This window comes from Cryobacterium sp. TMN-39-2 (assembly GCF_004402745.1).
Lineage (GTDB): Bacteria > Actinomycetota > Actinomycetes > Actinomycetales > Microbacteriaceae > Cryobacterium > Cryobacterium zongtaii.
On the sequence record NZ_SOFX01000028.1, the window covers coordinates 1 to 12380 of the forward strand.

Consider the following 12380-nt stretch of genomic DNA (forward strand, 5'->3'; position numbering starts at 1 on the left):
GGCGAGAAGCGGCCCAGTACGTCCGTCGAAACCAAAGGGCTTGGGAGCGAGCGCTCTCGCAGTCGGAGTAGTCGACCCATCACTGTTTTTCTTGCGGAAAGCTTGTTCGGGAGGGACCGCTGAGCCGCCCTTGAGTCCCATTCCTGTGAGAGGTGTCTCGAAACGTCATAGTGTCGAAACACATGGGTTACGAGACGTCAAAGATCGCCTACTCGCGCGAACGAGCCGCACCTCACTTGTCTCGTATCTGGACCTGTCTCGCATCCGTAGGGTTTCGAGACACGAATCCGGGTTCGTGGAGTCATGCGCCTCGCATCTGACAGTCTCCGGTCGCTGGCTCGGCAGTGATCGGCGCCATCCCGCTCACTGCGTGCTGGCGCGCTACTCGTCGATGGGAGGAAGGACCTGCTCGGTGCCTACACCCATGGTGACTGGTGAGGTGTTTGTGGCATCAAACGCCACGCTGAAAGGCGGGTCGACGTCAATGGACTCGGCCAGCCCCGGGTCGATGGTCAGCGTCGGGTCGAGCGACTGGAAGCTAACTTCGATTAGGCCCGGCACATCCGAGGAGCTCTGGGAAACCTGCACCTGTCGTTCGGCAGAAACGTACTGGCGGGTCTGCCTGGTCACCTCGTTGGCCGCCGTTTGGTATTCAGCTGCGTTGAAACCCACAGACTCGACGATGACGAAGGGCAAGCCGGTGTTCTGTAAAAGTACGACGGCCTCGGCCGGAGCTGATCCCTTGAACGCGACATGCATAGTGGGGGTCTTGTCGAAGAATGCGTAGCCGAACTCTTCCGGAAATTGCTCCTCAATGGCTGCGGTGGCGGTTCCAAGCGGAGCGTAATTTGCTTCCCAGAACTCATCGTCGCCGGGAGTGGACGCGTCGGCGGGCGGAGTCTGTGGCAGGACCTGCTTGGTATCCACTCCCAATACAGCACCGGCCCCCGCAGCAGCAGCAGGTTCGGATACGGGAGGCGTAGCGCAACCGGACAACAACAGCGCGGCTAACCCGGCGGCAACGAAGTAGGAAGCGAGCTTGGTCATTTTGTTCCTTCAAAAGTTGTTGCCAGCATTGGCGGGAGCCAGTTGGTCGATCCGCGCCGAACGGATTCTCCCGTTCATTCAATAATGTCCGGAACATGCCGCTCGGGTCCCGCCTGCCCCGAACTGGGGTGTCCCCTGGACGCCTACGATGAATGGCCGAGCATTAATCCATGGCGGGTCCAACCGCATGCGACGCGGCAGCTGACTTGTCTCGAATCTGGACCCGTCTCGCATCCGTAGGGTTTCGAGACAGCACCGTTCGAAAAGGTCCACCAGCTCAGATCGTGCTCGTGCCAAGAAGGGGTGACAGACCGAGCGGCTCGAGGACTAATGTCCTCGAGCCGGCAGATATGTAGGTCTCTATCGATCGAGCATCTCTCGCACCGCGTAGGTAACGTCTATCCAATACGTCGCGGACGGCACCGATGCCGACTCTTGGTCCGTGATCATCCGCGTGTCTCTAGCCCTGCGGGGGCCGCACGGTGAAGGGACCAGTGGGGGCTTGATCAACCACCGTGGTTTCCAATGTCACGTTTCCACTCGTGCCAGCCGGTACGAATTGGCGGTCAATGAGTTGAACGCTTCTGGTCCCGATAAGTAGCCCTGTGGTTGGGTCGATGATGAGCTGGTGGGATTCCGAGTCGGAGTTGGTCTTGCGGCCGATTGCTACGCCGGTGCGGCCATCGACGGTCACTTCACCCTCCGCGACATAGACCCCCGGTATCTGGGCAAGAGCCTCATACATTGCAGCGCGTAGTTTCGCCGGCACCACACCCGTCGACAGGTGGTCACAGATGTCAACAAAGGCTTGTTCGTCTCGCGGGTTCTGGCCGGTGAGGTTGTTGTAGACGAACTCCAGCAGTTCGGTGGGATCTGTGGGCATGGATGCCATCTCCGGGTACGACCGGTCAGATCCGGCGAAGATACCGGCCGGCCCCTCGTAGAATTTCGCGTCACCGCGTCCCGGCGTGCTCCAGAAATCGTCGATCTCTGCTTGTGCCTTCACGGCATCACCGAAGATCTCGCCAGCGGGGAGCCACTGTATCTCTTCAATCCAGGTGTCTGCCCGGTCATAGGGGATGTACATAGCGCTGCGACGGTTGTCGATGTAGCCGTAGTCGTTGCCTCTCCCCAGGGCGCCTTCGGTGCGTTGGGTCATGAGGTATTGGCCTGGGCCGACGACCGGGTCGGCGGTGATGATGGTCGCGGCTGCGGCTGAACGGAGCACTTCCGCAGCCGTCGCGGTCGCTACGTTCGGGCTGAAGAGGTTGGCCCCCAACAGGGCCACGGTGATCGCTGCTGCTGCCACGGCCATGGCACCTGCCCACCGTCGCCGCGTCGTCTTCTTCGCAGGGTCGTGTATGGGCGTGACCGGAGCAATCAGATCGATTGATGGGGCGAGCTCGTCGGCGTCGATTCGTTCGAACAGGTCCTGCTTCATCCGGGTGAAAGCCTCGTCGTTCGGCAGGAGGTCGCTGCGCAGGTCAGTTGACTTGGTCATGAGGTTCCTTCCTCCAGGTGCAGTTCGTGGCGTAGTTGTGTGCGTGATCGGGCGAGTCGGTTTCGCACCGTGGCGTGAGTGATGCCGAGTTGGAGCGCGGCCTGTTCGTACGTAAGGCGGTCGACCAGGCACAGGTGCACAATGCTCTGTTCGAGAGGACCCAGATCGGCGATGATTTCTTCGAGCCGTTCGGTGAGCTGGCGTTCGGCGGCGATCGTCTCGGCGCTAGCCGAGGAATGGGTATCCACGTCGTCGTTGAGCGAGATCGTCGCCTCCCGGAAACGTGCCCGTTGGTGATTCATCGCGTGGTATCGGGCGGTCGCGATCAACCACGGTAAGGCCGATCCGTCGGTGAATCGCACCGTCGCCCGCTTCTTCCACAGCGTGAAGAACGTGTCTGAGGAAACTTCCTCAGCGTCGGCCGCGTTTCGCGTGGCCGTGATGGCGACGGCGTAGACGATTCGGCTATGTCGGTCGTGCAGGGTGCCGAAGGCTCGTCGGTCACCGTCAACGCTCTGCTGTAGGAGCTTCTCGTCTGTCACCGGCCCTGACGAGATCTCTGTCACGACCGCTGTTCGCATCTTTTTCTCACGCTGTCCCCCCAAAATTGTGGTCTTTCCAAAGAATGTCAGGAACGTTCGATTCGTCTCCGAAATTGCAGACCGTTCGAACAACTCGTCTGCCGGACGCAGCCATCATTTTCCGAACGTGGGCTGATGCCTGTTCTCGACTTCCTCGCTGACATCCATGTCGGACCACCGGTTCCCCCAACCACCTCGCGACTCAAAGCAGGAGTGTCTCGAAACCAAAGTGCCTCATATCCCATGCGATATGAGACTCGGTCGGGGCGACGAGCAAGAGGTGGCTTGTCTCGCATCCGGACGTGTCTCGCATCGGTAGGGTTTCGAGACAGATGTGGGCTATTCCAGCTCCGGTGGCAAGTGGGCCTTCAGAGTGGGCGCTAGCCGGTCCGACGGACATACATCAGGGGTGTGCCAACGACGAAGCACAGGATGCAGCTCCCGACCAGTGCCAGTACCAAGCCGCCTTGCGGGTGCCCCTGGATAGTGCCAATGAGAACTACAACCGCTCCAGCCAAGGCAAGAACGACGCCGCACAACACGAGCGCACCACCAAGACGAACTGATCGAGACAACCCCGATCGAGAGGTCCCCGCTGCAGTGATATCGCGGCCGGATCCGTCCGGCTCTCGCGGGAGCGTCGTCGGCGGTGTCAGTATCCGGTCACTGTGTCGTCTCGCAGTTTCGAAGGCCACAGGTGACGGGTGGGCGACGTAGCTGCCGGCCTGTGGGACGCCTGCGATAACCATGAAGTCATCGAATCGGTCCGGGCGAACCAGGTACATCGTGGGAACGGTTTTGTAAGTGGAGTACCGGCTCAAGCCAATGTGCTGTGCTGCGAGTGCTCCCGCACGCCGTTTCAAAACTGTTCCGACGACCATTGCACTCATCACGAGCGGGAGCACTCCCACGAAACCGACGACGAGTAGCGCAGCGCCGTACTGCTCCGGCGCAGACACCATACGGCCTACGAATGTAGCCAACATGATGGTTCCGATGCCCGCTGCCACCGCCCCAAACACGATCGGGTCGGCCTTACGGCGCACTCTCGCTGCTTCCGAGCCGATTCGCTGAACCCACGCGTCGGTTTCTTCGCCCTGAGGCATTGATTTCCTCGTTTCGGCGACTGTCGAGTGCGGAGTGGCAGGTGCTCGTATGCGCGACGATTGACACCTTAGGACATGGGACGGCAAACGCATGATCGATGTGCGTGACCAACGGCTCCGAGAGGTCGCATATGCTCGGGCCATGTCGCGAAGATTTTCGCTAGCCACCCGAACAACTCTTGGCTTGATAGGCGGGCTCGTTTCAGCGGGGCTGCTGGCGGGGTGCAGCCTCCTCGAGCTGAGGACGTCGTCTCCCGACGAGGTCGAGACAGCGAACCTGCGGATCTCAGCTGATCAGATCAGCTACTCCTTCGACGGCTACTGCGGAGTCGGAGTGAAAATCGAGAACCTCAGCCCCACGCCGATCAAGTTCAACGAAAGCGACCTTGCAGTCTTCGACGGCTCAAGCTCGACCGAGTGGGATCTTCCCTTCGGCGGTCGCGCCGGATCAGTGACGACGGAGCACCGAGGTTATGCGATCGGCGAGTTCCCCTCGATCATCGAGCCGGGCGCCACCGCTACGGATGCCTTCGTCGTGTACTGCAAGGAAGGCAACACGTACACAGTCACCGTCACTTCACTCGACGGCGACAGCGCCTCATTCGATTTCACCAGCGCGCCAGGCGGTTGACATGGGCGCAGCTACGATCGGGCACCTGCTGGTCGTCGGCCTGTTCATATGCGCCGGGTTGTTGTTCGGCGTATAGGTGCCGGGTTGTTGCGTACGGGTAGCCGCCTGCGGGTGCCGGCTCCTCCTCTGAGCCCAACCTCGGTGTCTCATAGCCTCGGTGTCTCGTATCCCATACGAACAGCGGCAGACGCTGCTACTGCGGCGTCCGCGGGAGCAATACCCACGAGACTTTACGCGTCGGTAGGGTTTCGAAACAGGCAAGCCCAACAGGCGTTGAGAAAGTTGCTTTGGGTCCGAGGGTCAAACCCCGAGCTGCGGGATTCCAACCAAATAGCCAGTGCAGCCGGGCTCTCGAACTTTCGCTTGGGGTGGGTGCGCTTCGCAGGATTGTGATCCGATCCCAACGGGCATGGACGGTTGCCGGTCATGGCAGGCCCTGGAGAATCTAGGCTGCCCGAATTGGGGGCAGAACGCGAGGAGTAGGGACCAGATAGATGGCGGAGCTTGCCTACACTGCCCACTACTCTCGCAAGAGGAGCCGTGTTGTTTTTTTCGGTCCGCCCGGACAGAAGAGAACGATCAGAGGGTCCGGTCCGTCGTTTCTACGCCGATGCAACTGCGGATAGGAACTGATGCGGATCGACTACGCGCGTTGGCCAGGCGACTAGGCATCTTCAGCGTCGTCGGCTAGAGACCCTAGATACACCTTCTGTCCGTTTCGTTCAAAGGATTCGCCGTATGCGCACGACCCGGACTGGCCGCATCGCCCTCACGCCGGCTGTTTTGCTCGCCATCGTGGTCCTCAGCGGATGCACTGCGGGGCCCCCGATAGAACCGTCAGCGTCCGTCGCACCAACACCAGCGGCAGCGAGCGTTTACACCTGCGACGACATTGCCGCCCTTGATGACGTGGCACCCGTTTTCGTCACCGCTGGCGGAACCGCGCCGACCCCGGTGGCCGCGATCCAGCCAGCGTTTAACCTCATTGACTACGTCGTGCCAGCCCTGGGCGGTCTGTCCTGCTCCTGGCGGGTCGGCCCCGCGGTCACCAACCCGTTGCTCGACCCGGTCGATTTCGACTGGGCTTACGTCAGCGTCAAGGTCGTTCCCGGCGGCGCCGACTCTTGGGCGCCCTACACGGTGGGCGACGACGCCTTATCGTTCGGCGACGGCCCTTCCGACACCGCGATGACCATCGGAGGCATTGAAGCGGCGACCGGGTGCGGCTACGACACCGGCTGCTTCATCAGCGCGCCGGTCGGCGATGCCTGGGTCGAAATCGTGTTGAGCACGAACTGGATCCAACGCGACGGTTGGTATTTCTCCGGGCTGACGCCCGGCGCGATTCTGGCGCAGATGCAGCCGCTCGCGGCATCCGTTTTCACCGCTCTGACGGATGCTCAGCCCGGCCAGTTCGTCTGGCCGACGGTCGATCTGGTCGAACACGAATCGGACTGCACCCGCGCGGTGGGGTCGGAGGGCATCGCCACGGCTCTCGGCGTCGACTCGCTCGAATACGAAGTCCGGTCCCCACCAAACGGCTTGACCTACTTTGAGAACTACGTGGCGCAGCGGGCCGGGGTATTCCAGTGTGATGTGGATGCCGCCGGCGTCCCGGTCGACTTGATCGCCGCCGGGGTTTTGGGTACGTCGGTCACGGTCGGTTACGACCTGGCCGGACTCGTCGACACGGTGGTCTCCACACCAGACAGCCAGGCCCTGCCGACGATTGCGCTGAAGGGCGCGGTCGAGGGTGAGCACGCCGTGCAGATGTGCTCCGACGTGACACCGTTCTGCGTCGTGATCTTCTCACTCGGCCAGTCGGCCTACCAGGTCGCGTCGAACAGCGACACGGTGGCTATCGCCGAAGCGATCATCGCCCACACCCGCTAGTGGTCATGTTTGTAAGTTCGTCGAGGGTTATTGACTGTCCGACAACGCGACACTGTCAATGGACGACAGCCTCCATCGTCTGGCTGGCAAAAGAGACCTTAGATGCACCTTCTGTCCGTTCATTCAAAGGATTCGCCGCATGCTCAAGACCCGGACTGACCGCATAGCCCTCATCGCGCTGCTGATGCTGCCCACTCTCGCGCTCGTAGGATGCGCCGAAGGGGCCGCCGAGGCTCCGGAGCCCACTGTGGCCAGCGCACCCGTGTCGAGCTCGACCCCGACTGCAACCCCCCAAGTCGAAGCGGCGGAACCTGTGTGGCCAAACGACCGGTGTCAGGACGAACAGCTCGCCGCTGAGCTTGTAGAGCGTCCCGACCTTTCTACAGCGACCCGGGAGGGGCTCGCGATCGTGCTCACGAACGTGTCGGAGCAATCCTGCTCCTACTACGGGGGACCAGGAGTGCTGTTGCTCGGCGCCGACGGCACTAATCTGGCCAGCCGTGACGACAAGATATTGGGCCCCATCGAGCCGGAGGCCGGGGCGCTCGCCCCGGGCGAGTCGGCCCAGGTGGAAGCGCTCCTCACGTACGTCGTCACGTACGACTGCACGCCGGCGAAAGTGACGACCATCCGGGTGCTCGTGACATCGGATGGTGCTGGCCCGGGCATCGACGCGCCAGCTGATCTGCAGGTCTGCGGCGACGCTTGGACCGACTTCACGGTCGGGTCACTCGTTCCTGCATCCTGACTCCGCCGGATGCCGCGCTGCGCTCGGCAGGCCGTCGTCCTGTTGAGACTGCACATCTGAAGCACTGTCTCGTTACTTATGTGTGTCATATCCCATGGGATACGAGACATGGAGATCGCTCCCGTCCACGAGATGAGCGGCAGACGACTTGTCTCGTATCCTGGCCTGTCTCGCATCGGTAGGGTTTCGAGACAGAATTACCGTCGTCGTCTGCTCTACGACCGCTTCTGCAGGCTCCACACACCGTGGATGGGAATCGGCATTCCCCGCGTTGGCGAAGCCTGAGCTGATTTGGGAGCCGGGGTAACGCGATTCGTGCGCCATCCTGGTGACCCTGCCGATTTGCGACGGGCCAGTGGTCGGTTCACCAGAGGTCGAGCATCCGTATTCGGTGTTCTGTTTGGTGCATCTTGCTTCCAGGGATCCATTTGACTCGTGGCTTCGCGATGAACGGTCGTAGTGGGCCGCGCTGGAGCGCAACGCAGAAATTCAGATCGAGCCAACCCAGGAATTGTCCGAGCGAGACATGTTTGAGCAGGAACCACGGCGACCCGAGCACCCAGGCGGCGAATCCGAGCGGGATGAGTATCCAGAGCAGAAGTGCTCGAGAAAACAGCATGAGGAGCGCGGGTAGGGGTTCTAGTGGTTGCCGACCTGTCTGGAGTGCGTGCTCGGTTCGCCAATCCGGTCGGAACTGATTCCCTCGCCATGATCTCCCCATGAAGAGATCGTATTGCTCCGGAGGCGGCATCGCGGCGCGGTCTTCGCAGACTTTGCCGTCTCGGCAGAAACGCAAAGAGAGCCTCAAACGATCCTTCCGCCGGGTGCGACCGTGACGCGATGAAATGTCTCGCAACCGAAGTGCCTCATATGCCATGGGATACGAGACTTGGGAAATCGCAGCTCAAACGACGATGCAAAGGAACTCGCTGAACGGCTACCGCCGTGGCCAAGGTCTCGCATTCGATAGGTTTAGCAAAGCCGCCCGCAGGTGAAGGACAAGGTCATCTCGGTTTCCTGAATCCACTCAGGCCGGTCGAGGATCTCCCGGACCGAATTTGAATAGCGGAATTTGTAAGTGGAGAACTTGTCGAGCGAGGGACAGGAGAGTCACCGTGGGAGCGAATGATGGCAAAAGTTCTGGCGCAGGATATGAAGATCCCCTGAGGGGACTTAGCGAGCAGGACCTGATCCTGGGCAAAAGAGCCGTGAAATTCAAAACGATTCTTTGTGTGGTTACTTTTGTAGTCTCTGCCGGGATCGCTGTTTTCGTATTTGTGAATGTGCCATGGGACACCCGAATGCCGTATGACGGGAAGTACAACCGGAGCGGCAATGGGATTCCGATGCAGATTGCACTGCTTCCCGTTTTGATACTTCTCTTTCGTCTGTGGCGCACAGGGAAGAAGCCTGATGCGCATCATATGGGCAAAGGATCCCGAGTCGGCTACTACATCCTTGCGCCGGCGATGATCTTGGCGTGTGGCGTTGCCCAGTGGGTTATGGGCCAAACGATTCTGACCAACGGTGGATATTTCGCTGGTTAGTGCACGTCGGGCTCGTTGAGTAACCCATCTTGGGGTTACCGGATCACAGTGTCTTGAAACCTCATTGTCTTGAAACCCATGGGATACGAGACAAAGGAGATCGCCTGTTCAGCGACGAGCGGCAGCTGACATGTCTCGCATCTGGACCTTTCTCGCATCCGTACGGCTTCGAGGCACATCACAGGCTTCGTTCGTGGGACCATACCGTCGGCGATAGGCGGCATCTCGATAACGACGGGTCGAAATCAGAGGGAACCCGTTATGGTTCGAAATACGTACGAGCCAAGGGGACGGGCCAAGCGATGCGAACGAAGACTGTCCAGATCGACTACTCGGGAGGCACATGCAGATGACCGACACCGAATATCGCCGCTCTTTGAAACGACGATTGTCCGTTCTGTTCTCGCCTATCCGTCTCGCCCTCTTCCTGGGGTCTGTGGTGTGGCTCATCGTGCTGAACTTGATCTACATCAGCAACTCCGGCAATCCGTCATGGGCTGGTCCCGCCTCGGCCTTTTCGATCCTGGTATGGGTGACGGTCATGCTGATCACGGACAGCCGTTATCGGAGGGCGGAGAAAACCTAGCTCGAGCATTTCGGTCAACCCTGAAAACGTCGAGCAATGCCATGGTCACCTTGGATGAGTTGAAGAGCTCCCTTCCTCCCTGAGCTGCCCCCTTCACGTGTCTGGCCAATCTGCCTCATATCCCATGGATGCGAGACATCGGGCACCTGCCGGCACTGAGTCCATGGGCCCTGAGCTCCTATTTCCGGACACGGACTATCCAGCCGACAAGTACACCGTGATGTACGCGCGGACTTTGCAGGCTCAAGACGCTGTGCTGCATGGCACCACCAGTTTCTGCCACCCTCACTCCGCGTTCCGCTGGGTCTTCCGACGGGTGAAAGCGCACGGAGATCTGGTCGATTCGAGTCACGCGACCGGTGAGGTGAGTCCAAACCAAAGTCTCCGTTGGGTGCCGCCGCGCTTCGGCGTAAGTGTCCAGCTGTAGAGAGATTGTTCGGCGGCCTGCAAACAACTGGGTCGCCCAGTCGTCGTCCATCGGCACGAGTTGCCAGTCGACGTAGTGATCGAGTGCGACGCCGAAGCCCTCCTCAGCGACCTGCCATTCGGTCAGCCACACATCGGTCTCGTGTGGACCGCTGCTCGGCTCGATGTCCTCCGCGTCGACCGCTCCTACATCTTCTTTGACGAGTGGGCGGAAGGAGAAGACGCCGAGACGCTCACCACTGCTCGCGCCGGGGGAATCATCACGTTGACTCCGCGCACGCATCGCCAAACGCCGCTCACTGCTCGGGACCGTCATTCAGCCAGAATACGAACCCCAGCAGCTGAGCACTACTTCTCTGCGGGAGGCCCGCCTACGTCACGAAGGTTGCGGACAATGCGAGGGGTTCGAGGCGTCTCATTACCTATGTGTCTGGTATCCCGTGGGATACGAGACATAGGGATGCGTTCTGGAGGCTGGACGAGCCGCGAATGAGATGTCTGCCTAAGGTTTCGAGGCACCGCCGGCCAGGCATTTCGAGCTGAGCGCCACGCTGGCTTGGGACACCTGGATGCGGCGGAGGCTGCGCTCGTCAGCCCGCTCGAATTAGGTCGACGATCTCCTTGGCGATGACATCCGGCGAGAGACCGATTTGTGCGTGATCGCCTTTCAACGCTTCCATCACCAGGACCGCAGCCTGCAGCTCGCCCCCGATCTTTATGACTAGGCGCGCCGAATCTCCGGCTCCGACGGCCTTCTCCGTGAGCGCGTGAAAGACCTCGGCCCCATCTTTGTCGAACGTCACATCAACCGTGTTCTGCCCGTCTTCGGAGACACTGGAATCCCTGACCCCGGCTTCTTCGAATCCAGACGGGAGCAGGACACTCGTACCGTTGACAGATACACACTGGGCATCCGACCCATCAGTGCACGCTTCCGAAATCGCCATCTCTATCATTTCCCCCGGTGCCCGGCGATGCCTCGTCGGCGCCAGCAGCAGCGGAGCAGGCGCTGAGCGCCAACACGGCGAGTACAGCCAAAGAGAGCCTGGGCGTTCGAGAAGTCATGAGGTCCTTCCTCGAGGCGGGAGCTGGACACTGACACCGACCCCGCTTGCGACCCTAGGTGACGGGACAGACAAGCACCAGCATCCAGTGGTTTGCGGGCTCCAGCTGTCACTCCGGTGTCAGCAACGTGTCTCGTTATGTATCTGGCCCGACCTGCTGACAGGCCGCCCCCACTTCGGGCAGCCCCAGAAGCGCACGGACCAATAACCACGGTCATGATTCCCACGGCCGGTATCGAAAACCGCCAAGCGCAATGTCGAGTGTCTCGAAACCTAGCGCCTCATTAGCCACGGGATATTAGGCACGGGAAACCCACTGAACGCATGATTCGCATCGTGCGGTGCCTGTGCCGTGCACGCGAGTGTGAGGACTCGTGCAGACGAGTGCGAGAAGCGACAATGGTCGTCAATTTCCGTGCATTGTCCAACGAGCAAGTCACTTGCCGTCATGGAAAGAAATCGTTACGCTTTCCAATATGGAAAATCACTTTCGAGATCCCTCACGAGCGGAAGCCGCGGCTGCCCTGAACGCGCTGTCGTCCGACCGGGAGCACCTCGCGGCGAGCGTGCACGCGCCCTGGACATTGTTAGCCGCCTTCGGAGGTGTCGGTGCGTGGTGGGTTTCGGCAGCAGCGGCCACCAACCCAGGTGCGAACTACGAACCGCCCTCATCGAGTTGGTTAGCCCTCGTCGGAACGCTCATCGTCCTGTATCTGATCCAACGTGAGACCGGCGTCCGCTTTCGAAGGATGGGCGCGCGTGCAGGCTGGGCGATAGTCGGAATCATCGCCGCTTGTCTCCTACTCTTTAGCGTGTCACTCGGCTTCGTATCGTTCGGAATGCACTGGGCCGTCGCGCCCACCAGTTTGGTCGCCTTTGCGACGACGACCTGGCTGGCCAATGTCGCTTATCGATCAGCGGTGGAGCACCTGCGCCATGGCTGAGACGCGGTTCGACGAAATCATCCACGCACCCGTACGACTTCGGATCTGCGGGCTCCTGCGACCGGTCGACCATCTCGACTTCGCCGTGCTCCGCGACACACTAAGTGTGTCCGACGCCACACTCTCCAAACACCTGAAGACCCTCGCCACAAGCGGATACGTCACCTCGCGCAAGGCCGTATCGGCAGGTCGCGACGACGCGCGCCGAATCACTTGGTTGGCCCTCACCCGTGCGGGACGAACTGCGTTCGACGCACACGTCCGCGCTCTTCAGGAGATCGCGACACCCTCCATCTGACATCGAAT

12 protein-coding genes are annotated in these 12380 nt (G+C 60.7%); 7 read left to right on the forward strand and 5 right to left on the reverse strand.

All coding sequences use genetic code 11. The annotated features are described in order from the left end of the window. Window positions 1–381: 381 nt before the first annotated feature. From E3O57_RS10260 to E3O57_RS10270, 3 genes are all read right to left on the reverse strand, one after another. The gene (locus E3O57_RS10260) at window positions 382–1047 is read right to left on the reverse strand and encodes a hypothetical protein (protein WP_103460704.1); all 666 of its coding nucleotides are present in this window, start codon (window positions 1045–1047) and stop codon (window positions 382–384) included. Window positions 1048–1507: 460 nt separating this feature from the next. Next, entirely contained in the window at window positions 1508–2548 is a 1041-nt protein-coding gene (locus tag E3O57_RS10265) for a CU044_5270 family protein (RefSeq protein ID WP_103479634.1), read from the reverse strand. Further along, the gene (locus tag E3O57_RS10270; protein WP_133159800.1) at window positions 2545–3222 is read right to left on the reverse strand and encodes an RNA polymerase sigma factor; all 678 of its coding nucleotides are present in this window, start codon (window positions 3220–3222) and stop codon (window positions 2545–2547) included. The genes E3O57_RS10265 and E3O57_RS10270 overlap by 4 nt, the downstream gene beginning before the upstream one ends. 1155 nt (window positions 3223–4377) lie before the next feature. Here E3O57_RS10270 and E3O57_RS10275 point away from each other — a divergent pair. From E3O57_RS10275 to E3O57_RS10295, 5 genes are all read left to right on the forward strand, one after another. Further along, window positions 4378–4866 carry a hypothetical protein gene (locus tag E3O57_RS10275; RefSeq protein ID WP_133159801.1) on the forward strand — a complete coding sequence of 163 codons (489 nt, stop codon included), beginning with the start codon at window positions 4378–4380 and terminating at the stop codon, window positions 4864–4866. A gap of 738 nt (window positions 4867–5604) precedes the next feature. Continuing rightward, window positions 5605–6759, forward strand: a complete 1155-nt coding sequence (locus E3O57_RS10280; RefSeq protein WP_103479635.1) for a hypothetical protein — start codon at window positions 5605–5607, stop codon at window positions 6757–6759. 139 nt (window positions 6760–6898) lie between these two features. Continuing rightward, the gene (locus E3O57_RS10285) at window positions 6899–7507 is read left to right on the forward strand and encodes a DUF4232 domain-containing protein (RefSeq protein ID WP_165787964.1); all 609 of its coding nucleotides are present in this window, start codon (window positions 6899–6901) and stop codon (window positions 7505–7507) included. A 1115-nt stretch (window positions 7508–8622) separates the two neighbouring features. Beyond that, a complete protein-coding gene (locus E3O57_RS10290; protein WP_133159802.1) occupies window positions 8623–9054 on the forward strand; it encodes a hypothetical protein in 432 nt (143 codons plus the stop codon). Window positions 9055–9403: 349 nt separating this feature from the next. Continuing rightward, window positions 9404–9640 (forward strand): hypothetical protein, encoded by a 237-nt coding sequence (locus E3O57_RS10295; protein WP_133159803.1) that lies wholly within the window; start codon window positions 9404–9406, stop codon window positions 9638–9640. Between the two features lie 178 nt (window positions 9641–9818). Here E3O57_RS10295 and E3O57_RS10300 read toward each other — a convergent pair whose 3' ends face one another. Continuing rightward, window positions 9819–10382, reverse strand: a complete 564-nt coding sequence (locus tag E3O57_RS10300; protein ID WP_103479636.1) for a DUF6578 domain-containing protein — start codon at window positions 10380–10382, stop codon at window positions 9819–9821. 274 nt (window positions 10383–10656) lie between these two features. Continuing rightward, window positions 10657–10869 carry a hypothetical protein gene (locus E3O57_RS18965; protein WP_133159804.1) on the reverse strand — a complete coding sequence of 71 codons (213 nt, stop codon included), beginning with the start codon at window positions 10867–10869 and terminating at the stop codon, window positions 10657–10659. Window positions 10870–11570: 701 nt separating this feature from the next. On the opposite strand from E3O57_RS18965, the gene E3O57_RS10310 reads away from it, so the two are divergent. Both E3O57_RS10310 and E3O57_RS10315 read left to right on the forward strand, forming a co-directional pair. After that, entirely contained in the window at window positions 11571–12074 is a 504-nt protein-coding gene (locus E3O57_RS10310; RefSeq protein ID WP_241990374.1) for a hypothetical protein, read from the forward strand. Further along, window positions 12067–12372 carry a transcriptional regulator gene (locus tag E3O57_RS10315; RefSeq protein WP_103460721.1) on the forward strand — a complete coding sequence of 102 codons (306 nt, stop codon included), beginning with the start codon at window positions 12067–12069 and terminating at the stop codon, window positions 12370–12372. Before E3O57_RS10310 ends, E3O57_RS10315 begins: the two co-directional genes overlap by 8 nt. Window positions 12373–12380: the final 8 nt, after the last annotated feature.

Coding starts and splice junctions, on each gene's coding strand:
- E3O57_RS10295 (WP_133159803.1), top strand. CDS start 9,404: ATGACCGACACCGAATATCGCCGCTCTTTGAAACGACGATTGTCCGTT.
- E3O57_RS10300 (WP_103479636.1), bottom strand. CDS start 10,382: ATGACGGTCCCGAGCAGTGAGCGGCGTTTGGCGATGCGTGCGCGGAGT.
- E3O57_RS10275 (WP_133159801.1), top strand. CDS start 4,378: ATGTCGCGAAGATTTTCGCTAGCCACCCGAACAACTCTTGGCTTGATA.
- E3O57_RS10280 (WP_103479635.1), top strand. CDS start 5,605: ATGCGCACGACCCGGACTGGCCGCATCGCCCTCACGCCGGCTGTTTTG.
- E3O57_RS10315 (WP_103460721.1), top strand. CDS start 12,067: ATGGCTGAGACGCGGTTCGACGAAATCATCCACGCACCCGTACGACTT.
- E3O57_RS10265 (WP_103479634.1), bottom strand. CDS start 2,548: ATGACCAAGTCAACTGACCTGCGCAGCGACCTCCTGCCGAACGACGAG.
- E3O57_RS10285 (WP_165787964.1), top strand. CDS start 6,899: ATGCTCAAGACCCGGACTGACCGCATAGCCCTCATCGCGCTGCTGATG.
- E3O57_RS10260 (WP_103460704.1), bottom strand. CDS start 1,047: ATGACCAAGCTCGCTTCCTACTTCGTTGCCGCCGGGTTAGCCGCGCTG.